Source organism: Ancylobacter sp. (assembly GCF_965279025.1).
In the GTDB taxonomy this organism is placed as follows: domain Bacteria; phylum Pseudomonadota; class Alphaproteobacteria; order Rhizobiales; family Xanthobacteraceae; genus Ancylobacter.
Genome location: NZ_OZ257132.1, coordinates 1,661,880 through 1,686,074, shown reverse-complemented (window position 1 = coordinate 1,686,074; position 24,195 = coordinate 1,661,880). Strand labels below are relative to the sequence as shown.

The window sequence follows — 24,195 nt, the reverse complement described above, 5'->3', positions numbered from 1 at the left end:
ATGAACACGCCGAATTCCGGCTTCCAATGGTCCCGCACCGCCTCTGTCGACCAGGCCGTCTATGACGAGGGCCTGCGCCGCCACATGCTGCGGGTGTACAACTACATGGCGCTCGGCCTGGTGCTCACCGGCGCGGTCGCCTTCATCGTCGGCACCACGCCGGCGCTCTATGTGCCGATCTTCTCCACCCCGCTGAAATGGGTGGTGATGCTCGCCCCGCTCGCCTTCGTGCTGTTCTTCTCGTTCCGCATGCAGTCGATGTCGGCGTCGAGCGCGCAGACCATGTTCTGGGCGTTCTGCGCGGTGATGGGCCTGTCCATGGCCTCGATCTTCCTGGTGTTCACCGGCACGTCGATCGCGCGCACCTTCTTCATCGCCGCGACCATGTTCGGCGCCACCAGCCTCTATGGCTACACCACCAAGCGCGACCTCTCGCAGTTCGGCTCCTTCCTGATCATGGGGCTGATCGGCGTGGTGATCGCCAGCGTGGTGAACATCTTCCTCGGCTCGACGATGCTGCAGTTCATCGTCTCCGTGGTCGGCATCCTCGTCTTCGTCGGCCTGACCGCCTGGGACACCCAGTCGATCAAGGAGCAGTACGCCGACAATTTCGACGCCGAATCGCAGCAGAAGCTCGCCGTGTTCGGCGCCTTCTCGCTCTACCTGAATTTCATCAACATCTTCCAGCTTCTGCTGAATCTTACCGGCGAGCGGGAGTGAGGCGGACAACCGCCAAAGGAACCCAGTCATGAACGACCAGGATCGCCAGGCCATTGACGGCCTCTTCGCCAAGCTCGCCGAGGCCGAGCGCCAGTCGGGGCCCCGTGACGCGGACGCCGAAGGCTTCATCGCCCAGCGCGTCGGCCAGCAGCCGGCCGCGCCGTATCTGATGGCGCAGACCATCGTGATGCAGGACTACGCGCTGCAGCAGGCGCAGGCCCGCATCGAGGAGCTGGAGCGGCAGGCGCAGGAACAGGCGCAGCAATCGGCGGGTGCTCGTCCGGCCGGCGGCGGCGGGCTGTTCGGCGGCCTGTTCGGCTCCAGCGAGCCGGCGCGCCGCAGCCCGGTGCCCTCGATGCCGCGTAGCGGCGCGGCCGGCGCCGGCAGCCAGATTCCGGCAGACGCTCCTCCCGCATGGCAGTCCGGTGCCGCGCAGGGCCAGCCGATGGGCGGGCCCGGTGGTCAGCCGCAGGGCGGCTTCGGGCGCCCGGGCTTCGGCGGCGGCGGCGGCTTCCTGGCCGGCGCGGCGCAGACCGCGATGGGCGTGGCAGGCGGCGTGCTGCTCGGCAGCGCCATCGGCAGCATGTTTGGCGGCGGCAGCGAGGCGAAGGCCGCCGAGGCCCCGGCGGAACCGCCGGCGGCGGCGGAAGAGCCGACCGATGCGGGCGCCGAGAGCGGCGTCGACGACGGGTCCGTGAGCGATGATGGCGGCTTCTTCGGCGGCGGCGACTGGTTCGGCGGCGGCGGCGACGAGTTCTGATCGCGGGAAGGACCCCCGCATGTGCTGACCCGCCGCCTTCGGGCGGCGGGCACTTCCCAACTTCCAGCAGGCCGGCCCCTCACCGGCCTGTTCTTTTTTGTCTGGACGGCGACGCCGTTCAGACGGCGAGGCCGTTCTCCTGCGCAAAATCCTTCAGCCGGCGCTCCGGGCGGGCACCGATATGGCTGATGATTTCGGCCGCGCACAGCGCGCCGAGCCGAAGGCATTCCTCGGCACCGAGGCCCTTGGCGAAGCCGTGCAGATAGCCGGCGGCGAACAGGTCTCCCGCCCCGGTGGTGTCCACCACCTTCGGCACCGGGAAGGCGGGGACGGACACCAGCTCGCTTCCCGTGGCTGCCAGCGCACCCTTCTCGCTGCGGGTGACCACCGCGTGGCGCGCTTCCTGGCGCAGCTGGGCGAGGGCGGCGTCGAAATCGGTCTCGTAGAGCGACATCAGCTCCGCCTCATTGGCGAAGACGAGATCCACCGTGCCCTGGCGGATAAGATCGAGAAACTCCGCCCGGTAGCGCCCGACGCAGAAGGCGTCCGACAGGGTCAGCGACACGGTGCGCCCGGCCGCATGAGCGATGCCGGCGGCCTTGAGGAAGGCCTCCTTGGCCGGCGGCGGGTCCCAGAGATAGCCTTCGAGATAGGTGACCTTGGCGCTCGCCACCATGGCCTCGTCGACATCGGCGGGGGAGAGGTCCTGCGCCGCGCCGAGATAGGTGTTCATGGTGCGCTCGCCATCCGGCGTCACCAGGATGAGGCAGCGCGCCGTGGCCGGGCCGGCCGCGGCGGCGGGCGTGGCATAGGCGACGCCGGCGGCGCGGATGTCATGGGCGAAGATGCCGCCCAGCTCGTCGTCCCGCACCCTGCCGATGAAGCCGGCCTTGCCGCCCAGCGCGGCGATGCCGACCATGGTGTTGGCGGCCGAGCCGCCGGAGATTTCCACGCCCGGCCCCATGGCGCCATAGACGGCTTGCGCGCGTTCCTCGTCGATCAGCGTCATGCCGCCCTTGCGCATGCCGTGCCGGTCGAGGAAGGCTTCTTCGGAACGGGCGATCACGTCGACGATGGCGTTGCCGAAGCCGATCACATCGAGCGGGGGGACGGTCATGGACGGCGTTTCTCCGAAAGGGGTTCGTCCTGGGGAAGGCAGATTTGGCGGTAGCAGACAGGCGCCCGCGCCGCAACGCTCGCGCCGCCTGCGACCGAGCCCGGCCCGCCTTTCTCGCTCGATTCCAAGGGAGCATGATCGTGAAGTGCCCGGCCACCCGCCGGGCCTCGAAGGATGGGCCCCATGGAGGGAGCGGGCCGGGCGACGGCATCAAAGGCGGGGGGCCCGGCCTCGCGCCTTCCCCTTCCCGCGCCGGCCGCTTATTGCTGGCCCATGGCCCTGCTCCGCCACGCCTCCACCGTCGCCCTGCTGACGCTCGCCTCGCGCGTGCTCGGTTTCGTGCGCGATGCCGGCGTGGCAGCGCTGTTCGGCACCGGCGTGGTGGCCGACGCCTCGGTGGCCGGCCTCGCTCTGCCGCAGATCGCCCGTCGGCTGCTGGGCGAGGGGGCGCTCAACGCCGCGCTGCTGCCGGCGCTGGCGCAGGCCGAGGGCGAGGCGCGCCGCCGGCTGGCCGGGGCGGCGCTGGTGCTGTTCGGCCTCGCCGGGCTTGCCCTTGCCGGGCTGTTCCTCCTGTTCATGCCGCAATTGGTGGCGCTGCTGGCGCCCGGCTTCGCCATGGACGGCCCGCGCGCGGCAGGCGCCGTGCTGGCCGGGCGGCTGGCGGTGGTGTGCCTGCCGCTCGCCCTGCTGGCCGGGGTGCTCGCTGCCTTCGCCAATGCGGCCGGCCGCTTCGCCCGGCCGGCCATGGCCCCGGCCGCCGCCAATGTGGCGGTTATCGCGCTGCTGGTGATGCTCTGGCTTGCCGGCGCCCACACCATGAGCCCCTCCGCCGCGCTGGCCTGGCTGGCGGCGGGCGCCGTGGCCGGGGCGGCGACGCAGTTCGTGCTGAACATGCTGGCGGTGCCGCGCGGGCTGGTGCGGCTTTCGCTTGCGCCCGCCGATCTCAAGGCGGCGCTGCCGCTGCTCGCCGGCGCGGCGACGCCGCTGCTGGCCGCCGCGCTGCCGCAGTTGCGCTTCCTCATCGCGGCGGCGGCGGCATCGGGAATCGCCGGAGGGGTGGCGGCGCTGTTCTACGCCACCCGGCTGGTCGAGCTGCCGCTCGGGCTGGTGGGCGCCAGTGCCGGCGCCGTGCTGCTGCCGGCGCTGGCGGCAGGGGAGCGGGGGCAAGACGGGAGCGGCCTCGGCGCGGGCGGGCTCACGGCGGCGCTGGCGCTTTCGCTGCCGGCGGCGCTGGGCCTCGCCGTGCTGGCCCACCCCATCGTCGTGGTGCTGTTCGAGCGCGGCGCCTTCGATGCCTCCGCCAGCAGGCTCACCGCCGGTGCCCTCGCCTTGCTGGCGCTGACGCTGCCGGTGCAGGCGCTGGAAAAAGTGCTGATCACCATCGCCTTCGCGCGCGGCCTGTCCCGCCTGGTCACTCTCGCCAGCCTCGCGGCGCTGCCGGCCGGCGCGCTGGTCGGCTTTCTCAGCGTCGGCGCGCTCGGCATGGCGGGGCCGGCGCTGGGCGTGCTGGTCTCCAGCCTGGTGGGGCTTGCCGGGCTCGGCATCGGCCTGGCCCGCCGCCGGCTGATCGTGCTGCCCGCGCCCTCGCGCCGCCGGCTCGGCGGGCTGGTGGTCGCGGCCCTTGGAATGGCGGGCGCGGTCGCGCTGGGGCGAGAGGGCGCGGCGGGCGCGCTGGCGCAGGGGGGGCTTGCCGCCGCCGGCACGCTGGCCGGCCTCGTCGCGCTGGGGTCGGCGGTCTATGCCACGCTCGCGCTGGTGCTGGGCGGCATCGACCGCACCGCGCTGCGGGCGGGCTTCCGCAAATAGCACCCCCGTGGCGTCGCCCGGGGAGCCTGCGCCTTCAGATGCCTGGGCCCGAAGGTGCTTGCCCCTGCAGTTCATGCGTGCCATAGCGCCCCCGCGCCGGGGCGAAGTTTCGCGGCACGGCAGGGCGCAGACCACAGGACGTCCCGACATGGAATTCAAGCCGCTCGTTTTTTCCGGCGTGCAGCCGACCGGAAACCTGCATCTCGGCAATTATCTCGGCGCCATCCAGCGTTTCGTGGCGCTGCAGGAAAGTCATGACTGCCTGTATTGCGTGGTCGACATGCACGCCATCACGGTGTGGCAGGACCCGGTCGACCTGAAGCGGCAGATCCGCGAGGTCACCGCGGCCTTCATCGCCTCGGGCATCGACCCGACCAAGCACATCGTGTTCAACCAGAGCCAAGTCTCCGGCCATGCCGAACTCGCCTGGGTGTTCAACTGCGTCGCCCGCCTGGGCTGGCTCAACCGCATGACCCAGTTCAAGGAAAAGGCCGGCAAGGACCGCGAGGCCGCGTCCGTCGGCCTCTACGCCTACCCGAACCTGATGGCCGCCGACATCCTGCTCTACCGCGCCACCCATGTGCCTGTCGGCGAGGACCAGAAGCAGCATCTGGAGCTGACCCGCGACATCGCGCAGAAGTTCAACAACGACTTCGGCCCCTCCATCGCCGCCAACGGCCTGGGCGAGGCGTTCTTCCCGCTGCCCGAGCCGCTGATCGGCGGGCCGGCGGCGCGGGTGATGAGCCTGCGCGACGGGGCGAAGAAGATGTCGAAGTCCGACCCCTCCGACCTCTCGCGCATCAACCTCACCGACGATGCCGACCTCATCGCCTCGAAGATCCGCAAAGCCAAGACCGACCCCGAGCCGCTGCCCTCCGAGGCGGAAGGGCTGAAGGGCCGGCCGGAGGCGGAGAACCTCGTGGGCATCTATGCCGCGCTGGGCGAGGTGCCGAAGGACGCGGTGCTGACCCAGTTCGGCGGCGGCCAGTTCTCCACCTTCAAGGCGGCGCTGGTCGATCTCGCGGTGACCAAGCTCGGGCCGATCGGCGCCGAGATGCAGCGCCTGGTGGCCGAGCCGGACCATATCGACGCCATCCTGCGAGATGGCGCGGCGCGCGCCCGGGTGCTGGCCGAGGCCACCATGGCCAATGTCCGCGACATTGTCGGCTTCGTGCGCTAGCCTTCGCGTCAGGACACGCCCGTCGGGGAGAGCCCATGCCGCGCCGGCGCCAAAGCCATGAACCCGGCCATCGCCGCAAGTTCCTCGTCTTCGCCGACGACACGCCGGAATGCGACCGCGCGCTGTACTACGCCGCGCGGCGCGCCGCGCGCACCGGCGGCGCCGTGGTGCTGCTCAGCGTGCTGCAGCTGGAAGACGCGCCCAGCCAGTGGCTGGGCGTCGCCGACCTGATGCGGGCGGAAGCGACCGACAAGGCGGAGGCCCGGCTCGACCTGCTGTCGTCCCGTGCAAAGGGCATCTCGGGCATCGAGTCCGAGCGGGTGGTGCGCGAGGGCGGCATTGCCGAGCAGATCCTCAAGATCATCGAGGAGGACGAGGACATCGCCATCCTCGTGCTGGCCGCCGGCACCGGCCATGAGGGGCCCGGCCCGCTCGTCGCCTCGTTGGCCAAGGGCGTGTGGGCGGGCCTGCCCGTGCCCGTCACCATCGTGCCCGGCTCGCTCTCCGATACCGAGATCGACGCACTGGCGTGAGCGGGCGAGGCGTTGGCGACTTCCGGCACGCCCCTTCCCCCGCGCCGCCGGAGCGCTTATCTAAAGAGCAAATTCCCCCGTCGCCGCGGCCTTGAACCCCGGTTGGCAAGGAGACCGACATGTTCATTCAGACCGAGCCCACCCCGAATCCCGCCACGCTGAAGTTCCTGCCCGGCCGCACCGTGCTGGGCGACGGCACCTTCGAGGCGCGCGACGCCAATGAGGCCGCCCGCTCGCCGCTGGCGGTGCGCCTGTTCGAGGTGCCGGGCGTGACCGGCGTGTTCTTCGGTTCCGATTTCGTCACCGTAACCAAGGCGCAGGGCGAGTGGGCGCATCTCAAGCCCGCCATCCTCGGCGCCATCATGGAGCATTTCGTCTCCGGCCAGCCGATCCTGCCGGCGGACCATTCGCACGCCGCCGACGAGGCCTTCTTCGAGGAGAAGGATGCCGGGACGGTCGACACCATCCGCGAGCTCATCGACACCCGCGTGCGGCCGGCGGTCGCCAATGATGGCGGCGACATCACCTTCCGCGGCTACAAGGACGGCGTGGTGTTCCTCGCCATGAAGGGCTCCTGCGCCGGCTGCCCCTCCTCCACCGCGACGCTGAAGAACGGCATCGAGAACCTGCTGCGCCACTTCGTGCCCGACGTTGTCGAGGTCCGCCCGGTCTGAGCGCGGCCGGCGCCCACTTTCCAACCTGCCGCACCCATGCGCATGGTGAGCGGGTGACCGGACGTTCCCCAGGATTGTGGCCTATATCTCGCCCATGTTGATTCTCGCCATCGATACCGCGCTTGAGGCCTGTTCGGCAGCACTGCACGACATGGCCACCGACCACACGCGGGCGGTGGAGCATGTGGTCATGGCGCGCGGCCACGCCGAGGCGCTGATTCCCATGGTCGAGCGGGTGCTCGCCGCGGCGGGCGCCGATTTCGACGAGATCGACGCCTTTGCCGTCACCGTCGGCCCCGGCAGCTTCACCGGCCTGCGCGTCGGCATTTCGGCGGCGCGCGGCTTCGGCCTCGCCACCGGCAAAAGGGTGATCGGCCTGCCCACCCTCACCGTGCTCGCCGCCCCGCTGCTGGCGCGCGACGACAGCGTGCCGGTGGCCGCCGCCATCGATGCAAGGCACGGCAATGTCTATCTGCAGATGATCGGCCCCGCCGGCCGGGTGCTGGTGAGCCCCCGCGCCATGGCGGTGAAGGATGCCGTCCGCTCGGTCGCCAACGGGCCGGTGCGGCTGGTGGGGTCCGGTGCCGGGCTGCTCGCCGATGCCTGGCCCGCAGGGGCGCATCCTCCCGCCGAGGTGCGGGCCACCGCGACGCCGGACCCGGTCTGGCTGGCGCGCATCGCCAGCGTCGCCGACCCCGCGCGCTCGGAACCCAAGCCGCTCTATCTGCGCGACGCCGATGCCAAGCCGCAGACCGGCGGGCGGATCGCCCGTCGATGAGCCGGCTGCCGGCCTGGCTGGGATGGGCGGCGCTCGGTCGCCGGCGTGACGTCGCCCTGCGCCCCTTCCGCGCCGCCGATGCCGACGCGCTCGCGCGCATCCACGCCCAGTCCTTCCGCATCGGCTGGGACGCGGCCGAGTTCGAGCGCCTGATCGCCAACCGGCTGAGCCGGGGGATGGTGGCGACGGACGGGCCCACCGGCGCGCCGGTCGGCTTCATCCTGCTGAGCGGCGTCGCGCCGGAGATGGAGATCCTCTCCATTGCCGTGGACGGCAGACGGCGCGGGACGGGCATCGGCCTCGCGCTGGTGCAGGCGGCCTTCGGCACGCTGGCGGCGGAGGGCTACCGTACCGTGTTCCTGGAGGTCGAGGACGGCAACGCGGCGGCGCTGCGGCTGTATGCCCGCACCGGCTTTCGTGAAATCGGCCGGCGACCCGGCTATTATCGCGACAAGGCCGGCGCGCCGGTCGCGGCGGTCACCATGCGGCGCGACATCGCCTGAGCGACCCCATTGCCCTCGCCCGCTTGGCTGCGCCATAAGGCAGGGGCGCGCGGCAACGCCGACCCGGGACGGGCTGAAGGGAACAGGCCGAGGAATGAACGACAAGCCCACCCCGATCGAGGAAGCCTGCGTCACGCTGGGCCTGCGGATGACCGACCAGCGGCGCGTGATCGCCCGCATCATTGCCGACGCGCAGGACCATCCCGACGTCGAGGAACTGCACCGGCGCGCCGTCGCGGTGGACGACCGCATCTCGATTTCCACCGTCTACCGCACCGTCAAGCTGTTCGAGGACGCCGGCATCATCGAGCGCCATGATTTCCGTGACGGCCGCTCGCGCTACGAGCCGGTGCCGGACGAGCACCATGACCACCTGATCGACCTGCGCACCGGCCATGTGGTGGAATTCCGCTCGGAGGAGATCGAGCACCTGCAGGAGGAAATCGCCCGCAAGCTCGGCTTCCGCCTCGTCGGCCACCGGCTGGAGCTCTACGGCGTGCCGCTCGACGCGCCCAAATCGACGCCGCTGGCCAAGCCTGTCGATTCGTCATCTGCCGATTCGTCGCCCGCCGATTCGTCCGGCAAGGACTGAGATCTTGCGCGCCTGGCTGGTGATCGTGCCGGTCGTGCTGGTGACGCTGGTCGGCATTCCCCTGCAATGGCTGTCGGTGGCACTGCGCCTGCCGACGCGGCGCAGCCTTCCCGTGCTCTACCACCGCATCGTTCTGGCGCTGGTCGGCGTGCGGGTGCGGGCGATCGGCGAGCCCGCCCCGGAACGCCCTCTCCTCATCGTCGCCAACCACGCGTCGTGGCTCGATATTCCCGTGCTCGGCTCGCGCCTGCCGCTGTGCTTCGTCGCCAAGAGCGAGGTCGCGCGCTGGCCGGGCATCGGGCTTCTGGCCCGGCTCCAGCGCACCATCTTCGTCGACCGCTCCTCGCGCACCGCCACCGGCCGGGTCGCCGGCGAGATGGCGGCGCGGATGAACGATGGCGACCCGGTGGTGCTGTTCGCGGAAGGCACTTCCAGCGACGGCAACCGGGTGCTGCCCTTCCGCTCGGCGCTGATCGGCGCCGCCCGCCAGAGCCTGGGCGAGGCGGACGGCGCGGGCGCGACCATCCAGCCGCTCGCCATCGCCTATGTCGGGCTTTCCGGCCTGCCGCTCGGGCGCGCCGGGCGCCCGCGACTCGCCTGGTATGGCGACATGGACCTCGCCCCGCATCTGATGGAGGTGCTGCGGCGCGGCGGGGTGGAGGTGGAGCTGCGCTTCGGCGAACCGCTGGCGGCGGCGGGGCGCAAGGCGGCGGCGCAGGAGGCCGAAAGGTCGGTGCGCCTGATGCTGGCGCGCGCGCTGACCGGCCGCCCCACCTGAGACAATGAGACGGAAATTCACGGCTTTGAGGCGATGGCGCCGGCCCCGGCGCATTTCCTTTTGGCGGGAATCCCGCTACACAGGGCCATAGGCGTCAATCGTGGAGACGTAGACGATCTCGACCTGCGCGATACCGAGGTGGGAACGAGCGGCGATGGACGAGGGCGCCTTGCGAGAGCGTGCCCGGTGCGCCACGCGGTTTCCAACGGAATGCGCCAGCGCGCCCCTCGCGGCGGCGTGGCACGGGTCGATCGACACGCAATGACTGAATCACGCAAGCTCTACGTCCGCTCCTTCGGCTGCCAGATGAACGTCTATGACGCCCAGCGCATGACGGACACGCTGGCCAAGGAAGGCTATGTCGAGACCGACACCCCGGACGACGCCGACCTCGTCATCCTCAACACCTGCCATATCCGGGAGAAGGCCGCCGAGAAGGTCTATTCCGAACTCGGCCGGCTGAAGAAGGCGCAGGACGTGGCCGGCCGCCGGCAGATGGTGGCGGTCGCCGGCTGCGTGGCGCAGGCGGAAGGCGGGGAGATCCTCAAGCGGGCCCGCTCGGTCGACCTCGTGGTTGGCCCGCAGAGCTACCACAAGCTGCCCGAGCTGATCGCCGCTGCCGAACGGCGGGGCGGCAACCGGCCGGTCGGCATCGTCGAAACCGAGTTCCCGGTCGAGGACAAGTTCGATTTCCTGCCCGCGCCCAGCCGCGCCGCCATCGCCAAGCGCGGCCCGGCCGCCTTCGTGACCGTGCAGGAAGGCTGCGACAAGTTCTGCACCTTCTGCGTCGTGCCTTATACGCGCGGCGCGGAAGTCTCGCGCCCGGTCTCCAAAGTCCTCGACGAGGTGATCCGCCTCGCCGATGGCGGGGTGCGCGAGATCACGCTGATCGGCCAGAACGTCAACGCCTATCACGGGCTCGATGCCGCCGGCCGCAGCGCCAACCTCACCGAGCTGGTCCGCCGCATCGCCGAGGTGCCCGGCATCGCCCGCGTGCGCTACATGACCAGCCATCCGCGCGACATGGATGACGAGCTGATCGCCGCGCATCGCGACATCCCCGCGCTCATGCCCTATCTGCACCTGCCGGTGCAGTCCGGCTCCAACCGCATCCTCGCGAGCATGAACCGCAAGCACGACCGCGAGCTGTTCTTCGACATCGTCGCCAAGGTGCGCGCCGCGCGGCCGGACATCGCCTTCTCCTCCGATTTCATCGTCGGCTTCCCCGGCGAGAGCGACGCCGATTTCGCCGACACCATGGACCTCGTGGAGAAGGTGGGCTTCGCCTCCTCCTTCTCGTTCAAATATTCCTCCCGCCCCGGCACCCCGGCGGCGGGCATGGACGGGCAGGTTCCCGAAGAGGTGAAGTCGGCGCGCATCCATGCGCTGCAGGCGCGGCTCGACGCGCAGAAGACCGCCTTCGACGCCGCCTGCGTCGGCCGGCGCTTCGACATTCTGATCGAGAAGCCCGGCCGTTTCCCCGGCCAGCTCATCGGCCGCTCGCCCTATCTCCAGTCCGTCGTCGTCGAAGGCCCTCAGGAGGCCATCGGCACGCTGGCGCAGGTGGAAGTGCGCGAGTTCAGCACCAGGAATCTTTCGGGCGACTTGCGCGGCGGGGAATTCTTCGTTGGAAACCCGGCACGGGAATCGCGTTTCATCGGGCAGAGCGAGAAGCTGGAGGCGTGAGCGTGCGTCGACCTGGAGCCGGAACTGGCAGCGATACGGAACGTGCCTTGGTATCCACCCGAGCGGGCGGGCCCGCCGGTTCCACCCAGACGGCGCCGCGACCGGCCGCGCCGAACCCGGCGCCGGCGCGCCCGAGCGCCCACTGGCTGGAAGCGCCTGACGACGAGGCCAACGGCCAGATCGTCCTCGCCTTCGACGACAACCGAGTCGCCAGCCAGCTCTTCGGCCATTACGGCCAGAACCTCGCTCTGATCGAGCGGCGGCTGGAAATCGTCGCCGAGCAGCGCGGCAACCATGTCACGCTGGAGGGCCCGCGCGAGGCCTGCGAGCAGGCGCGCCATGTGCTGGAAACGCTCTATGCCCGGCTGAAGAAGGGCGGCGAGTTGCTGCCCGGCGATGTCGAGGGCGTGCTGCGCGAGGCCGCCGCGCAGGGAATGCTGTTCGAGTTCGACGCCGCCACCAAGAAGCAGAGCTTCGACGAGATCCAGCTCCGTCGCCGCCCGGTGCGCGCCCGCACCGCCGCGCAGGACGCCTATATCCGCGCGCTCAAGCGGCAGACGCTGGTGTTCGGCGTCGGCCCGGCCGGCACCGGCAAGACCTGGCTGGCGGTCGCCTATGCCGTGCATTTGCTGGAGCGCCGCGTCGTCGACCGGCTCATCCTCTCCCGCCCGGCGGTGGAGGCGGGCGAGCGGCTCGGCTTCCTGCCCGGCGACATGAAGGAGAAGGTCGACCCCTATCTGCGCCCGATCTACGACGCGCTGCACGACCTGATGGACCGCGCCTTCGTCGAGCGGGCGATGATCTCCGGCGAGATCGAGATCGCCCCGCTGGCCTTCATGCGCGGGCGCACGCTGGCCAATGCCTGCGTCATCCTCGACGAGGCGCAGAACACCACCTCGATGCAGATGAAGATGTTTCTCACCCGCCTCGGTGAGAACTCGCACATGATCATCACCGGCGATCCCAGCCAGATCGACCTGCCGCCGGGCCAGACCTCGGGCCTCGCCGAGGCGGTGGGGCTGCTCGGCAATGTCGAGGGCGTGGAAGTATGCCACTTCAACGCCGCCGACGTGGTGCGCCACGAACTGGTCGGCCGCATCGTCGCCGCCTACGAGACCAAGGATGCGGCGGCGCGGGCCGCAGCGGCCGCCGGTGACGGGGCGTCGCGCCGATGAGCGAAGAGGCGCAGATCGAGGTCGACGTTCTGGTGGAGGCCGGCCCCTGGCCGGCGCTCCCCGGCGCGGACGACCTCGTGGCGCGGGCGGTGAAGGCGGCCTGCGCCGGCGCGCTGACCGAATACGAGATGGACATCGACGGCGCCGAGATCGCGGTGAAGCTCACCGACGACGCCACCATCCGCGCGCTCAACCGCGACTGGCGCGGCAAGGACAGCGCCACCAATGTGCTGTCCTTTCCCACCCCCGAGGTGGCGCGGGCCGGCGGCGATCCCCATCTCGGCGACATCGCCATTGCCTATGAGACGCTGGCGCGCGAGGCGGAGGCCGAGGGAAAGCCCTTCGCCGACCATCTCGCGCATCTGGCCGTCCATGGTACGCTGCACCTGCTCGGCTACGACCACGAAACCGTGGAGGAGGCCGAGGAGATGGAAGCCATGGAGCGCCGCGTCCTTGCCGGACTGGCGATTCCCGACCCCTACGCCGAAACCGAACCTGTTCTTCACCCCTGACCCACACCTATCCACGCAACCCTGATCCAAGGCCGATGTCCGAACCTGTTTCAACCTCTTCCGCGTCCTCCTCTCCCGGCAGCGAGGGCCCAAGTAGCGGCGCCGCCAGCAGCGGCGCCTCCAGTGGCAGCCCGGCGAGCGCCGGGCAGCGAAGCAAGGCCGGCGTGCGCTCCAGCGAGCCCCGCGCCGGCATATTCGGCCGCCTCCGCCACCTGATCGGCGGCTGGCGCTCCACCGGCTCGCTGCGTACCGACCTTGCCGCCATCCTCGCCTCGACCAGCGCGGAGCCGGGCGCCGACCTCACCGCCACCGAGCGCACGATGCTGAAAAGCATCCTCGAACTGCGCGAGCTGCGGATCGGCGACCTGATGGTTCCCCGCGCGGACATCGTCGCGGTGCAGAAGGACATCTCGCTGGGCGAACTGCTGGCGGTCTTCGCCGATGCCGGCCACTCACGTCTGGTTGTCTATGACGACACGCTCGACGATCCCGTCGGCATGGTCCATATCCGCGACCTCGTGACCTATCTCACCCAGCGCGCCATGACGCCCCGTGCCATGACCCCGCGCGGCATCGCTCCACGCGGCAATGGCCTGCGCGAGGCCGCGCCCGCCGCAGAGAGCGCCCCCACTGCTGGCGGCAAGGCCGCGCGGCCGGCCTTCAACCTGAAGGCCATCGACCTCTCGAACTCGCTCAGCGGCGCCAAACTGATCCGCCGCCTGCTGTTCGTGCCGCCGTCCATGCCGACGATCGAGCTGCTGGCCAGCATGCAGGCGAGCCGCATCCATCTGGCGCTGGTCATCGACGAATATGGCGGCACCGACGGCATTGTCTCGATGGAGGATCTGGTCGAGGAGATCGTCGGCGACATCGAGGACGAGCATGACGAGGACGAGACGCCCACCATCGCCCGCCAGGCCGATGGCAGCTTCATTGCCGATGCCCGCGCCAGCCTCGAGGACGTCGCCGAGATGATCGACCCGGCCTTCGCGCTCGGGGAGGAGGCGGAGGAAGTCGACACGCTGGGCGGCCTGCTGGTGACGCTGGCCGGCCGCGTGCCGGTGCGCGGCGAGATCGTGCTCGGCCCCGGCGATTTCGAGATCGAGGTGCTCGACGCCGATCCGCGCCGGGTCAAGCGGCTGCGTATCTCGCCGGCGCGCGGCGACGCCGGCGGGGAAGCACGGCCGACCGGCGCCATCGCCGGGGAGCCGCGCCAGCTGCCGCCTCCGGCCCAGCAGAACACCGATCCGGCGCGCGGCAGCAATGCCGCCTGACGCCCCGCGCGGCCTGCATCCCGCCGGCCTGGCATGCTGATGCCCGGCCTCCTGCGGGCGGCGCCGGCGCGCTGGCGGGCGCTCGCCGCCCTCCTCGCCGGCGGGCTCTCGGCGCTGGCCATGCCGCCCTTCGGCCTGTGGCCCGTGCTGGCGCTGACGCTACCGGTTCTGGTGTTCCTTATCGACGCCACCGCCGGCCTGCCGCTGCGCCGCGCGCTGGGGCTCAGCTTCCTTGCCGGCTGGCTGTTCGGCCTCGGCTATTTCATCGCCGGCCTGTGGTGGATCGGCGAGGCGTTCCTCGTGCAGGCGGACGCCTTTATCTGGCTCATGCCGTTCGCCGTAGTCGGGCTGCCGGCCTATCTCGCGCTCTATACCGGCCTTGGCTGCGCGCTGGCCCGGCTGATGTGGATGCCGGGCCCGGGGCGCATTCTCGCCTTCGCGCTCGCCCTCACCGTCGCGGAGGTGCTGCGCGGCGCCTTGCTGACCGGCTTCCCATGGAACGATTTCGGCTATGCGCTGGCCACCGATCTGCGCTTCGCGCAGGCCGCCTCGGTGATCGGGCTGACCGGGCTGTGCCTCATCGCGCTGGCGACGCTGGCGAGCCCGGCGGCGCTGTTCGGCGCCTATGATTCAGGCCGTCTGCGCCATCTGCCGCTCGGCCTCGCCGTGGGCCTGCTCGCCGCGCTGTGGGCGGGCGGGCAGTGGCGCCTCGCCACCACCGAGATCGGCACGGTGCCCGGCGTGCGGCTTCGGCTCATGCAGCCGGACCTGCCGCAGGACCAGAAATTCCGCTACGACGCACGCCGCACGGTGATGGACCTGTATATCGCCACCAGCGAGAGCCAGGGCGGCCTCGACGGCGTCACCCATCTGTTCTGGCCGGAATCGGCGTTCCCCTTCTTCCTGGAGCGCGAGCCGGAGGCGCTGGCGCGCATGGTGGCGATGCTGCCGCCCGGCACCACCCTCGTCACCGGCGCCGCGCGCTTCCAGACGGTGCCCGGACGCGACCGGCCGGACGTGTTCAACAGCGTGCGGGTGATAGATTCCAGCGGGGCGATCCGCGGCAATGCCGACAAGGTGCACCTCGTTCCTTTCGGCGAATATCTGCCGTTTCAGGAAACGCTGGAGGCGATCGGGCTGGAAGCGCTCACCCGGGTTCGCGGCGGGTTCGCGGCGGCGCGCACGCGCACCCTGCTGGACATTCCCGGCCTTCCCGCCGCCGTGCCGCTGATCTGCTACGAGGCGATCTTTCCCGACGAGGTGATGCCGGCCGATCTCGCCGACGGGCAGCGGCCGGGCTTCCTGCTCAACCTCTCCAACGACGCCTGGTTCGGCCTGACGCCGGGGCCCTACCAGCATTTCGAGCAGTCGCGGCTGCGGGCAATCGAACAAGGACTGCCGCTGGTGCGTGTCACCAATAATGGCATTTCCGCCGTGATCGACCCTGTCGGCCGAATCACGTCGTCTCTACCCCTGGGTGTACGAGGCGTGCTGGATGACAGCTTGCCGCAAGGTCTGGCCGCTACAATCTATGCCGCCCAGGGCAATCTGATACCGTATTTCCTGATGGTTGGCGCGCTCTTCGGTGTACTCGTGCTGCGTCTGCGAGATATACACGCCTAGATTGATCGACGGTAGAACCGCGTTTGCCTAGACTGCCCTCGGGCTCGGGCACTGCTTCTTTCCCTCTCATTGGGGGGAGAGGTATTTTTTTGTATGCAGTCGGGGAAGCCGATGACTAAAAAATCTCCCAATCCCGTCGACAAGTTTGTCGGCAGCCGGGTTCGCATGCGCCGCATGATGGTCGGGATGAGCCAGGAAAAACTTGGCGAGAGCCTCGGCATCACCTTCCAGCAGATCCAGAAATACGAGAAGGGCACCAACCGGATCGGCGCCAGCCGCCTGCAGAACATCTCCCAGGTGCTCGGCGTTTCGGTCTCCTTCTTCTTCGACGGCGCCCCCACCATGGGCGGTGAAGTGGCCGGCTTCGCCGAAGACGCCTCGCCTGCCTATGTCGCCGACTTCCTTGCCTCTTCGGAAGGTCTCGCTTTGACGCGCGCCTTCCTGAAAATCACCGATGGCAAGGTTCGGCGCCGTATCGTGGACCTCGTCGAGGCGCTCGCCGAGCCCGCCCCGGCGGCCTGAGACTTCCGCGCCACCGCGTTCTTTTTTCCGAACGATTCCGCCTTTAAAACCTTGACCGCCCCGACCGCGCTTGCAAAAGATGCGCGGCCGGGCGCGGGCAGATGCGCCTGCCGAGAATCGAGGAGCCGACTCGTGTCCCGCCAAGCCTATCTCTTCACAAGCGAATCCGTTTCCGAAGGCCATCCGGACAAGGTCTGCGACCGCATCTCGGACGAGATCGTCGACGCCTTCTTCAAGCACGGGCCGGAATTCGGCTGGGACCCGAGCCATCTGCGCGTCGCCGCCGAGACGCTGGCCACCACCAACCGGGTGGTGATCGCCGGCGAGACGCGCGGCCCGGCCCAGCTCACCAAGGATTTCCTCCGCCACATCGCCCGGCTCGCCATCAAGGATATCGGCTACGAGCAGGACGGCTTCCACTGGGAGAAGGCGGAAATCGACGTGCATCTGCACGCCCAGTCCGTCGACATCGCCCAGGGCGTCGACTCCACCGGCAACAAGGATGAAGGCGCGGGCGACCAGGGCATCATGTTCGGCTATGCCTGCCGCGAGACGCCCGAGCTGATGCCGGCGCCGATCTATTACGCGCACAAGATCCTCAAGCTGCTGGCCGATGCCCGCCATTCCGGCGAGAGCACCGTGCTCGGCCCCGACGCCAAGAGCCAGGTGACGGTGCGCTACGAGGGCGGCAAGCCGGTGGAGGTGACGCAGATCGTCCTCTCGACCCAGCACCTCGATGCCGACCTCTCCTCGCACGACGTGCAGAGCATCGTGGAGCCCTATATCCGCCAGGCGCTGCCGGATGGCTGGATCACCCCGGCCACGGTGTGGCACGTCAACCCGACCGGCAAGTTCGTCATTGGCGGGCCGGACGGCGATTGCGGCCTCACCGGCCGCAAGATCATCGTCGACACCTATGGTGGCGCGGCCCCGCATGGCGGCGGCGCCTTCTCCGGCAAGGATCCGACCAAGGTCGACCGCTCGGCCGCCTATGCCGCGCGCTACCTCGCCAAGAACGTCGTCGCTGCCGATCTCGCCGACCGCTGCACCATCCAGCTCGCCTATGCCATCGGCGTGTCCGACCCGCTCGCGGTCTATGTCGACCTCTACGGCACCGGCAAGGTCGAGGAAGCCAAGCTGGAGAGCGCGCTGCGCGAGGTGATGAACCTGCGCCCGCGCGGCATTCGCGAGCATCTCGGCCTCAACAAGCCGATCTATGCCCGCACCTCCGCCTATGGCCATTTCGGCCGCGCCCCGGAAGCCGATGGCGGCTTCTCCTGGGAGCGCACCGACCTGGTCGCGGCGCTGAAGTCGGCCGTCGGCTGAGAGAGGTCCGCCCCGCCCGCGATTGCGCGCGGCAGGCACTGTGATTATGCGGGGCGGACAGTCATTGTCCGCCCCGCCTGCTTTTCGAGTTTCGCCATGACCGCCGACGACGAACCCCGCTCCCGCGTGACCGACGACGCGGCGCCGCCCGGCGCGCCGGCCCCGCGCGACGCCGCCTTCTACGGCCGCCGCAAGGGCAAAAAGCTGCGCACCGCGCAGGCCGCCCATATGGAACAGGACCTGCCGCGTCTGGCCATCGCGCTCGACGACATCGGCACGGCGCCGCATGAGGCGAACGCACTTGCCGCGCTCTTCCCCCATCCGGTGCGCGCGGTGCGGCTGGAGATCGGCTTTGGCGGCGGCGAGCATTTGCTGGCGGAGGCGCGGCGGCATCCCGATATCGGCTATATCGGCGCCGAGGCCTTCCTCAACGGCATCGCCAAGGCGACCGCGCGGGTGAGCGAAGACGGCCTCGCCAATGTGCGGCTCTATGGCGATGACGTGATTCCGCTGCTCGACCGCCTGCCCGGCGGCAGCCTGGAGCGCATCGACCTGCTCTACCCCGACCCGTGGCCGAAGCGCCGCCACTGGAAACGCCGCTTCGTGCAGGCCGACAATATCGACCGGATCGCGCGGCTTCTCGTGCCCGGCGGGCATTTCCGCTTCGCCACGGATATTGAGCATTATGCGGGCTGGACGCTGCGCCAGTTTCTGGCGGATTGCCGATTCGACTGGACGGCGGAGCGCGCCGACGACTGGCGTCTCGCCTGGGACGGCTGGCCCGGCACGCGTTATGAGGCCAAGGCGCTGCGGGAAGGGCGGATGCCGGGATACTACGAGTTCCGGCGCCGATGATTACCGCCTAGACTGGGAACCATGGCACTGGCGCCCGCGTTGAGTGGGACGTCCCCTGTTATGATCTTACCCGGAGATTCCCATGGCCCAGCCGAATGCGCAGGACGATTTTGCCAAGCTGTCTGCTGACCTTTCGACCCTGCGGAGCGATGTCGCGAAGCTGACTGAAACGCTGACCGCCATCGCCAAGTCGGAAGGCGAGGCCGCGGCCGACGCCATTACCGGCCGGTTCCGCTCCGGTGCCGCCCGTGCCGAAGCCGCCGCCTCCGGCCTTGCCGAAGAGGGCTATGCCGCCCTGCAGGACGCCAAGGCCCGAGCGCAGGCTCTGAGCGGCGACCTCGGCGCGACGATCGAGCGCAATCCCTATGGCTCGGTGCTCGCGGCGCTGGGTGTCGGATTCCTGTTCGGCCTGCTGTCGCGGGGCAAGTGATGCTCCGCCTTCTGCTGTCCATCTTTGGCGCGGAACTACGGCTGACAGCACGCAGGGCTGCCATTACGGCGGTGCTGTGCGTCATCGGCGGCCTGCTGATCGCGCTTTCGGCGATCTTCTTCATGGCGGCCTCCTTCATCGTGCTGGCCGACCGTTATGACGCGCTCACCGCCTCCCTGGTGATCGCCGGCTTCAATCTGGTCCTCGGGCTGATCTTCGTGCTCGTGGCGCTGCTGCGCACGCGGCGTCGCCGTCGGCCGCTGGCGTTCGGTGGCTATGGAGCCTATGGCGCCGTGCCGCCGCTTGCTCCCGGTGTCGTACCGGGCGTCGCGCCTGCCGGCCTGCTGCCTCCCGCCAGCGTGAAGACGGTGCTGGGCATTGCGGCGGGCGCGGCCGTAATCGGCCTTATTCTTGGCCGACGCGTCTGAAAATGTGGCGCCGGGCCCGCAAGGGTCCGGTCCGCATTAGTCTCCCGTTATTGCGGCAGCGGCTAAAAAGGACCAATCTGCCATGAAGGCCGGAGCCCGGCGCCACTCGCGTGGCGCAGGGTCGTTCCGCTTGCCGCAGGAGGTTCAAACTTGACGTTCCGACGTTTGTCGCTGCGGCCGGGAGCGGCCATTCTCGCCACGCTCACGGCGTTGGGTCCGCTCACGGCGTTGGGCGTTGCCGTGCCCGCGCGCGCCGACGCCCCTCCCGCCGAGTTCATCGCCCGCTCCGCCCCCGCCGGCAATTACCTCGCCGCGCGGCTGGCCATCAGCGAGCGCGATACGGTGGCGGCGGCGGCCTATTACCGCGAGCTGGTGCGTCTGTTCCCCCGCAACGGCGAATTGCTGGAACGCGCCTTCCTCACCTTGCTGGCGGAAGGCTCGATCGACGAGGCCGTGCAGCTGGCGCAGCGCATCGTGCGCATCGATCCCGAGCACACGCTGGCGCGGCTGGTGCTCGGCGTGCGGGCCATCAAGGGCAAGCAATATGTCACCGCCCGCAGCAATCTGCGTCGCTCCGGCCAGGGCGCCATCGCCGAGCTGAACGCGACGCTGCTCACCGCCTGGAGCCAGTTCGGCTCCGGCGATGCCCGCGCCGGCGTCAAGGCGATCGACGCGCTGCAGGGGCCGGAATGGTATGCCGGCTTCAAGGATTTCCACGCCGGGCTGATCCTCGACGTCTCCGGCGTCAAGAAGGAAGCCGGCCAGCGGTTGGAAGCGGCGCTGAAGCTCGACCCGCGCACGCTGCGCGTCGTCGACGCCTATGCGCGCTGGGCCTCGCGCAACGCCGACAAGAAGCTCGCCATCGACACCTATGAGGCCTTCAACAAGTTGGTGCCCGGCGACCCGCTGGTGGCCCGCTCGCTGGAGCAGCTTGAAGCCGGCAAGACCCTGCCGCCGCTGGTAACCACCCCCGCCGCCGGCGCGGCGGAAGTGCTGTACGGCATCGGCGCGGCGCTGGGCCGCCAGGGCGGGGAGGATCTCGCGCTGGTCTATCTCCAGCTCGGCCGCTGGCTAGACCCCTCGCAGCCGCTGATCGGCATCACACTCGCCGACCTGTTCGAGACCATGAAGCGGCACGAGGACGCCATCGCGCTCTATGCCGCCGTGCCGGACTCCTCGCCGTTCAAGACCAATGCCGAGGTGCAGCGCGCCCTCAACCTCGACGCCATCGACCGGCACGACGAGGCGCTGGCGGTGCTGAAGCAGGTGGTCAGCGCCAACGTCAAGGACCAGCGCTCGATCATGGCGCTGGGCGACGTGCTGCGCTCCAACGAGAAATTCGCCGAGGCGGCTGAAGTCTACACCCAGGCCATCGACGAGCTGGGCACGCCGGAGGCCAAGGACTGGGTGCTCTATTACTTCCGCGGCACCTGCTATGAGCGCACCAAGCAGTGGGACAAGTCCGAGGCCGACCTGAAGAAGGCGCTGGCGCTCAGCCCCAACCAGCCGCATGTGCTGAACTATCTCGGCTATAGCTGGATCGACCAGGGCGTGCATCTCGACGCCGGCACCGAGATGATCCGCAAGGCCGTGGCGCTGCGTCCCGATGACGGCTTCTTCATCGACAGCCTCGGCTGGGCCTATTACCGCACCGGCCATTATGACGAGGCGGTGCGCGAGCTCGAGCGCGCGGTGGAACTGAAGCCGAACGAGGCGGTCATCAACGACCATCTCGGCGACGCCTATTGGAAGGTCGACCGCAAGCTGGAAGCCCGCTTCAAGTGGAACCACGCCCGCGACCTGAAGCCCGACGCCGAGGAACTCGCCGATATCGAGCGCAAAATCGCCGTTGGGCTCGACGAGGCCGAGCGCATCAAATCGGGCAAGGACGAGGGCCAGAAGAGCGAGGTCCAGAAGACCGAAGCGGCGCCCGCCCCTGTCCCTGCCGCGCAGAAGGCGGCCGTGGATAAGACGCCGGACGTCCAGAAGCCCGGCGACGGCGGCTGAGTTCGCCGCTGTCCAGCGCCGACACAAAAAGGGCGGGCCCACGCGGGACCCGCCCTTTTCAATTTGGCGATGGCGCGATCAGGCGGTGACCGGGCGCCCGACGAAGAACAGCGGGCGCGAGCGCAGGGAGAAGGCCCCGTCACCGATCAGCCAGAGCGCAAAGGACGCGACGATCAGGAAGCCGGGATATTCCCAGCCGCCGCCGGCGGACGAGAACAGCCAGCCATTGGGAATGTGCACGCTTATCGCGCCGGCCATGACCGGGATGAGCAGCAGCGCGACGTGCCGGGCATAGACGCCGGCGATGATCAGCAGGCCACCGATCAGCTCGGCCAGGAACACCGGCCAGGCCAGCGCCTCCGGCAGGCCGAGGCTGCCGAGGAAACCGGCAAAGCCGGGAATGGTGAACACGGCATATTTCAGCAAGGCGTGGGACACCCACATCAGGCCGAGGGCGACGCGGAGGACGAGGGCGCCGTACGGCGCGGAACGGGAATCGATCATGGCGGGTCTCGCGGGAGCGGTGAGGGACGTAGCAGGCGAGGCCTGCCGATGACCCACAGCTAGCTCAGCGCCGCCTGCAACACGATAGCCGCAAATACCGGAGCGACCTTGCATCTGCGCAATGCGCAACCGGTTGACAGTGCCGCGCGAAAACGCTTGCCGCGCCTGCGGCGGGGCGACTACGCCGATGCCGGAGGCGGAAGCCTACTTTTCGGTGGTGATGTCGGCGGTCTTCTGTTCGGACGTCGCCGCGTCGACGGCGACCGCGCTGGCCGGCACCGCGCTCTTGCGGGTGCCGCGCTCGGCCAGCCGGGTGCGGCCGCTGCCGCCGCGCTTGAACTCGCACCACAGCCGGTCCGCGCCGGCAAGGTTGCCGCGGAAGCTCACCTTGTCGGTCTTCTCCAGCTCGAAACAGGGCTGGAACGCCATGCCCTTCAGCTTGGCGCACACCGACTCGCCGCGCACCATGATGGTGCCGGCCGGCAGGGTGACATAGCGCGCATTGCCCTTGCCGCGCATCTGGATGGTGCCGGCGACCGAGCCGTCGGGCATGATGCGGCCGGAACCGGCCGTGCCCTCATAGCAGGTGTAGGAAAACGTCTGCCCCATGACGAAGCGCTGGGCATCCTGCGCCGTCAGCGTTTCGGCCGAAGCCATCGGCGCCACGGTGGTGGCGGCGAGGAGGGCGACAGCCGGCAGGGCAGAAGAGACGCGCATGAGAGTTTCCATCGCTCGGGAGCGTTTACGATGCGCTGCGAAGGGCCTGCCTTGTCAAGGCCGCGCGGCGAATCACGGTCCCTTGTGGGGGCACGCGACACGCCGGGTGTGGCACCGCCGCAACGCCTTCGGTATCACGAGGCCTATCGTGAACGAGGAGGGTTAACACCGGGCAAACAAGGCGCGCGTCACGGTGCCGCCGGCTGGGGGCTGCGCACCACCGGCTTCTCGACAATGGGCAGGTTTATCGCGGCGGAGGCGAAGCTCAGCGCCACCGACAGCCACCAGACGAAATCATAGGAGCCGAGCCGCTCATAGAGCAGCCCGCCCAGCCACACGCCGAGGAAGCCGCCCACCTGGTGGCTGAAGAAGGCGAAGCCGTAGAGCATGGCGAGATAGCGCGTGCCGAACATCAGCATCACCAGCCCCGAGGTCGGCGGCACGGTGGAGAGCCAGAGCAGGCCGAGCACGATGCCGAAGCCGATCGCCGTCACCGGTGTCGCTGGCAGCAGGATGAAGGCGATGATGGCGAGGCCGCGGGCGAAATAGATCGCCGCCAGCAGATAACGTCGCGGCATGCGGCTGGACAGCCAGCCCGAGCCCAGCGAGCCGACCATGTTGGCAAGCCCGATCACCGCCAGCGTCCAGCCGCCGACCGTGATGGAGAGCCCGCGATCGATGAGATAGGCCGGCAGATGCGTGGTGACGAAGGCGAGCTGGAAGCCGCAGGTGAAGAAGCCGAGCACCAGCAGCACATAGCTGGGATGGCGGAACGCCTCGCCCAGCGCCGCACCGATGGATTGCTGGCGCTCGCCCGCCTTCGCGGCAGTGGGCGCCCCCGCCAGCGCCAGCGAAAAGGGCAGGATCAGCAGCATGGCGAGGCCGAAGATCGTCAGCGTCTCGTGCCAGCCAATGGTGGTGTTCAATCCGGCAGCGAGCGGAGGGAAGAGGAACTGGCCGAACGAGCCGGCCGCCGTGCCGGCGCCGAAGGAGAGCGGGCGCCACTTCTCGGGCAGCATCTTGCCGAAGGCGGCGAGCACGATGTTGAACGAGCAGCCCGACAGGCCGAAGCCCACCAGCACGCCGGCGGACATGTGCAGCAGGCCGGGCGTCGAGGAATAGGCCATCAGCACCAGCCCGGCGCCATACAGCACCGCGCCGACCCACAGCACGCGCATCACGCCGAAGCGGTCGGCGATGGCGCCGGCGAACGGGGTGCCCACGCCCCAGAGCAGGTTCTGGATGGCGATGGCGAGGCCGAACGTGTCGCGGCCCCAGCCATATTCGCTGGTCATCGGCAGCAGGAAGATGCCCGATGAGGCACGGGGGCCGAAGCTGAGCATGGCGATGAGACAGCCGCACAGCACGATCAGCCAGGGAGCACGGGCCGCGAGGCTGGGTCGGGGGGCATCGGTGACGGCGGACATGAGGGCCTCGAATCTCAGCGGCCCGCGCCGCCTCGCCGGGAAAGCTAGCGCCGGGCGCCCCTGCGTGGAAAACGAATTATTTTCCGGACGGGCATCAGCAAAATGAATGGCGGCTCGCAACGCCCCGCTGCGGCCGGTGGCCGGCTACGGCAAGAGTGAGGCGGAAGTGCCACAGCGGGCGGGAATCGTCCCGCCTGACAGGCCCGTGATCGGGGGTGTACGAACTTTGCCACGCTTGGCGGGGTAGGTGAGGATCATTGCCCGATTT

25 protein-coding genes are annotated in these 24,195 nt (G+C 69.5%); 21 read left to right on the top strand and 4 right to left on the bottom strand.

The window, feature by feature from the left end; all coding sequences use genetic code 11:
- Both ACQY76_RS07820 and ACQY76_RS07815 read left to right on the top strand, forming a co-directional pair.
- The gene (locus ACQY76_RS07820; RefSeq protein WP_428032317.1) at positions 1 to 720 is read left to right on the top strand and encodes a Bax inhibitor-1/YccA family protein; all 720 of its coding nucleotides are present in this window, start codon (positions 1 to 3) and stop codon (positions 718 to 720) included.
- A 28-nt stretch (positions 721 to 748) separates the two neighbouring features.
- On the top strand, positions 749 to 1,480 hold the full coding sequence (locus ACQY76_RS07815; protein WP_428032316.1) for a DUF2076 domain-containing protein: 732 nt from the start codon (positions 749 to 751) through the stop codon (positions 1,478 to 1,480).
- Positions 1,481 to 1,598: 118 nt separating this feature from the next.
- Here ACQY76_RS07815 and ACQY76_RS07810 read toward each other — a convergent pair whose 3' ends face one another.
- The gene (locus ACQY76_RS07810; RefSeq protein ID WP_428032315.1) at positions 1,599 to 2,597 is read right to left on the bottom strand and encodes an adenosine kinase; all 999 of its coding nucleotides are present in this window, start codon (positions 2,595 to 2,597) and stop codon (positions 1,599 to 1,601) included.
- A gap of 273 nt (positions 2,598 to 2,870) precedes the next feature.
- Here ACQY76_RS07810 and ACQY76_RS07805 point away from each other — a divergent pair, with 273 nt between their 5' ends.
- The 19 genes from ACQY76_RS07805 to ACQY76_RS07715 all read left to right on the top strand — a co-directional run bounded on the left by ACQY76_RS07805 (position 2,871) and on the right by ACQY76_RS07715 (position 21,279).
- On the top strand, positions 2,871 to 4,403 hold the full coding sequence (locus ACQY76_RS07805; protein WP_428032314.1) for a lipid II flippase MurJ: 1,533 nt from the start codon (positions 2,871 to 2,873) through the stop codon (positions 4,401 to 4,403).
- A 148-nt stretch (positions 4,404 to 4,551) separates the two neighbouring features.
- Positions 4,552 to 5,583 carry a tryptophan--tRNA ligase gene (gene trpS, locus ACQY76_RS07800; RefSeq protein ID WP_428032313.1) on the top strand — a complete coding sequence of 344 codons (1,032 nt, stop codon included), beginning with the start codon at positions 4,552 to 4,554 and terminating at the stop codon, positions 5,581 to 5,583.
- 35 nt (positions 5,584 to 5,618) lie between these two features.
- Positions 5,619 to 6,116: a universal stress protein gene (locus ACQY76_RS07795; RefSeq protein ID WP_428032312.1), complete on the top strand. Its 498-nt coding sequence runs from the start codon at positions 5,619 to 5,621 to the stop codon at positions 6,114 to 6,116.
- A 119-nt stretch (positions 6,117 to 6,235) separates the two neighbouring features.
- Positions 6,236 to 6,790, top strand: a complete 555-nt coding sequence (locus ACQY76_RS07790; RefSeq protein WP_428032311.1) for a NifU family protein — start codon at positions 6,236 to 6,238, stop codon at positions 6,788 to 6,790.
- A gap of 94 nt (positions 6,791 to 6,884) precedes the next feature.
- Complete coding sequence (gene tsaB / locus ACQY76_RS07785) at positions 6,885 to 7,568, top strand: tRNA (adenosine(37)-N6)-threonylcarbamoyltransferase complex dimerization subunit type 1 TsaB (RefSeq protein ID WP_428032964.1); 684 nt, start codon at positions 6,885 to 6,887, stop codon at positions 7,566 to 7,568.
- A complete protein-coding gene (locus ACQY76_RS07780; protein ID WP_428032310.1) occupies positions 7,565 to 8,071 on the top strand; it encodes a GNAT family N-acetyltransferase in 507 nt (168 codons plus the stop codon). Before tsaB ends, ACQY76_RS07780 begins: the two co-directional genes overlap by 4 nt.
- A gap of 94 nt (positions 8,072 to 8,165) precedes the next feature.
- Positions 8,166 to 8,663: a Fur family transcriptional regulator gene (locus tag ACQY76_RS07775; RefSeq protein ID WP_428032309.1), complete on the top strand. Its 498-nt coding sequence runs from the start codon at positions 8,166 to 8,168 to the stop codon at positions 8,661 to 8,663.
- Positions 8,664 to 8,667: 4 nt separating this feature from the next.
- Positions 8,668 to 9,441 carry a lysophospholipid acyltransferase family protein gene (locus tag ACQY76_RS07770; protein WP_428032308.1) on the top strand — a complete coding sequence of 258 codons (774 nt, stop codon included), beginning with the start codon at positions 8,668 to 8,670 and terminating at the stop codon, positions 9,439 to 9,441.
- Between the two features lie 261 nt (positions 9,442 to 9,702).
- Positions 9,703 to 11,127 carry a tRNA (N6-isopentenyl adenosine(37)-C2)-methylthiotransferase MiaB gene (gene miaB / locus ACQY76_RS07765; protein WP_428032307.1) on the top strand — a complete coding sequence of 475 codons (1,425 nt, stop codon included), beginning with the start codon at positions 9,703 to 9,705 and terminating at the stop codon, positions 11,125 to 11,127.
- A 47-nt stretch (positions 11,128 to 11,174) separates the two neighbouring features.
- A complete protein-coding gene (locus tag ACQY76_RS07760) occupies positions 11,175 to 12,302 on the top strand; it encodes a PhoH family protein (RefSeq protein WP_428032306.1) in 1,128 nt (375 codons plus the stop codon).
- Positions 12,299 to 12,814: an rRNA maturation RNase YbeY gene (ybeY, locus tag ACQY76_RS07755; RefSeq protein WP_428032305.1), complete on the top strand. Its 516-nt coding sequence runs from the start codon at positions 12,299 to 12,301 to the stop codon at positions 12,812 to 12,814. The genes ACQY76_RS07760 and ybeY overlap by 4 nt, the downstream gene beginning before the upstream one ends.
- A gap of 35 nt (positions 12,815 to 12,849) precedes the next feature.
- On the top strand, positions 12,850 to 14,088 hold the full coding sequence (locus ACQY76_RS07750) for a hemolysin family protein (RefSeq protein WP_428032304.1): 1,239 nt from the start codon (positions 12,850 to 12,852) through the stop codon (positions 14,086 to 14,088).
- Between the two features lie 33 nt (positions 14,089 to 14,121).
- Positions 14,122 to 15,711, top strand: a complete 1,590-nt coding sequence (gene lnt / locus ACQY76_RS07745; protein ID WP_428032303.1) for an apolipoprotein N-acyltransferase — start codon at positions 14,122 to 14,124, stop codon at positions 15,709 to 15,711.
- Positions 15,712 to 15,822: 111 nt separating this feature from the next.
- Positions 15,823 to 16,233 (top strand): helix-turn-helix domain-containing protein, encoded by a 411-nt coding sequence (locus ACQY76_RS07740; RefSeq protein ID WP_428032302.1) that lies wholly within the window; start codon positions 15,823 to 15,825, stop codon positions 16,231 to 16,233.
- Between the two features lie 132 nt (positions 16,234 to 16,365).
- Positions 16,366 to 17,559: a methionine adenosyltransferase gene (metK, locus tag ACQY76_RS07735; RefSeq protein ID WP_428032301.1), complete on the top strand. Its 1,194-nt coding sequence runs from the start codon at positions 16,366 to 16,368 to the stop codon at positions 17,557 to 17,559.
- A gap of 96 nt (positions 17,560 to 17,655) precedes the next feature.
- Positions 17,656 to 18,414, top strand: coding sequence for a tRNA (guanine(46)-N(7))-methyltransferase TrmB (gene trmB, locus ACQY76_RS07730; RefSeq protein ID WP_428032300.1), 759 nt, complete (start codon positions 17,656 to 17,658; stop codon positions 18,412 to 18,414).
- An 82-nt stretch (positions 18,415 to 18,496) separates the two neighbouring features.
- On the top strand, positions 18,497 to 18,844 hold the full coding sequence (locus ACQY76_RS07725) for a hypothetical protein (RefSeq protein WP_428032299.1): 348 nt from the start codon (positions 18,497 to 18,499) through the stop codon (positions 18,842 to 18,844).
- Positions 18,844 to 19,272: a phage holin family protein gene (locus ACQY76_RS07720; RefSeq protein ID WP_428032298.1), complete on the top strand. Its 429-nt coding sequence runs from the start codon at positions 18,844 to 18,846 to the stop codon at positions 19,270 to 19,272. Before ACQY76_RS07725 ends, ACQY76_RS07720 begins: the two co-directional genes overlap by 1 nt.
- A gap of 228 nt (positions 19,273 to 19,500) precedes the next feature.
- Entirely contained in the window at positions 19,501 to 21,279 is a 1,779-nt protein-coding gene (locus ACQY76_RS07715) for a tetratricopeptide repeat protein (RefSeq protein ID WP_428032963.1), read from the top strand.
- Between the two features lie 78 nt (positions 21,280 to 21,357).
- Here ACQY76_RS07715 and ACQY76_RS07710 read toward each other — a convergent pair whose 3' ends face one another.
- The 3 genes from ACQY76_RS07710 to ACQY76_RS07700 form a co-directional block, all read right to left on the bottom strand.
- Positions 21,358 to 21,783, bottom strand: a complete 426-nt coding sequence (locus ACQY76_RS07710) for a DoxX family protein (protein ID WP_428032297.1) — start codon at positions 21,781 to 21,783, stop codon at positions 21,358 to 21,360.
- A gap of 204 nt (positions 21,784 to 21,987) precedes the next feature.
- On the bottom strand, positions 21,988 to 22,500 hold the full coding sequence (locus ACQY76_RS07705; protein ID WP_428032296.1) for a hypothetical protein: 513 nt from the start codon (positions 22,498 to 22,500) through the stop codon (positions 21,988 to 21,990).
- Between the two features lie 188 nt (positions 22,501 to 22,688).
- Positions 22,689 to 23,927: an MFS transporter gene (locus ACQY76_RS07700; protein WP_428032295.1), complete on the bottom strand. Its 1,239-nt coding sequence runs from the start codon at positions 23,925 to 23,927 to the stop codon at positions 22,689 to 22,691.
- Positions 23,928 to 24,195: the final 268 nt, after the last annotated feature.

Excerpts from the sequence above, each read along its gene's own strand:
- ACQY76_RS07810 (WP_428032315.1), bottom strand. The coding sequence starts at position 2,597 with ATGACCGTCCCCCCGCTCGATGTGATCGGCTTCGGCAACGCCATCGTC.
- ACQY76_RS07790 (WP_428032311.1), top strand. The coding sequence starts at position 6,236 with ATGTTCATTCAGACCGAGCCCACCCCGAATCCCGCCACGCTGAAGTTC.
- ACQY76_RS07705 (WP_428032296.1), bottom strand. The coding sequence starts at position 22,500 with ATGCGCGTCTCTTCTGCCCTGCCGGCTGTCGCCCTCCTCGCCGCCACC.
- ACQY76_RS07720 (WP_428032298.1), top strand. The coding sequence starts at position 18,844 with ATGCTCCGCCTTCTGCTGTCCATCTTTGGCGCGGAACTACGGCTGACA.
- ACQY76_RS07725 (WP_428032299.1), top strand. The coding sequence starts at position 18,497 with ATGGCCCAGCCGAATGCGCAGGACGATTTTGCCAAGCTGTCTGCTGAC.
- tsaB (WP_428032964.1), top strand. The coding sequence starts at position 6,885 with ATGTTGATTCTCGCCATCGATACCGCGCTTGAGGCCTGTTCGGCAGCA.
- miaB (WP_428032307.1), top strand. The coding sequence starts at position 9,703 with ATGACTGAATCACGCAAGCTCTACGTCCGCTCCTTCGGCTGCCAGATG.
- ybeY (WP_428032305.1), top strand. The coding sequence starts at position 12,299 with ATGAGCGAAGAGGCGCAGATCGAGGTCGACGTTCTGGTGGAGGCCGGC.
- ACQY76_RS07815 (WP_428032316.1), top strand. The coding sequence starts at position 749 with ATGAACGACCAGGATCGCCAGGCCATTGACGGCCTCTTCGCCAAGCTC.
- trpS (WP_428032313.1), top strand. The coding sequence starts at position 4,552 with ATGGAATTCAAGCCGCTCGTTTTTTCCGGCGTGCAGCCGACCGGAAAC.
- ACQY76_RS07710 (WP_428032297.1), bottom strand. The coding sequence starts at position 21,783 with ATGATCGATTCCCGTTCCGCGCCGTACGGCGCCCTCGTCCTCCGCGTC.
- lnt (WP_428032303.1), top strand. The coding sequence starts at position 14,122 with ATGCTGATGCCCGGCCTCCTGCGGGCGGCGCCGGCGCGCTGGCGGGCG.
- ACQY76_RS07820 (WP_428032317.1), top strand. The coding sequence starts at position 1 with ATGAACACGCCGAATTCCGGCTTCCAATGGTCCCGCACCGCCTCTGTC.
- ACQY76_RS07795 (WP_428032312.1), top strand. The coding sequence starts at position 5,619 with ATGCCGCGCCGGCGCCAAAGCCATGAACCCGGCCATCGCCGCAAGTTC.
- ACQY76_RS07775 (WP_428032309.1), top strand. The coding sequence starts at position 8,166 with ATGAACGACAAGCCCACCCCGATCGAGGAAGCCTGCGTCACGCTGGGC.
- ACQY76_RS07780 (WP_428032310.1), top strand. The coding sequence starts at position 7,565 with ATGAGCCGGCTGCCGGCCTGGCTGGGATGGGCGGCGCTCGGTCGCCGG.
- ACQY76_RS07740 (WP_428032302.1), top strand. The coding sequence starts at position 15,823 with ATGACTAAAAAATCTCCCAATCCCGTCGACAAGTTTGTCGGCAGCCGG.
- ACQY76_RS07750 (WP_428032304.1), top strand. The coding sequence starts at position 12,850 with ATGTCCGAACCTGTTTCAACCTCTTCCGCGTCCTCCTCTCCCGGCAGC.
- ACQY76_RS07805 (WP_428032314.1), top strand. The coding sequence starts at position 2,871 with ATGGCCCTGCTCCGCCACGCCTCCACCGTCGCCCTGCTGACGCTCGCC.
- trmB (WP_428032300.1), top strand. The coding sequence starts at position 17,656 with ATGACCGCCGACGACGAACCCCGCTCCCGCGTGACCGACGACGCGGCG.
- ACQY76_RS07700 (WP_428032295.1), bottom strand. The coding sequence starts at position 23,927 with ATGTCCGCCGTCACCGATGCCCCCCGACCCAGCCTCGCGGCCCGTGCT.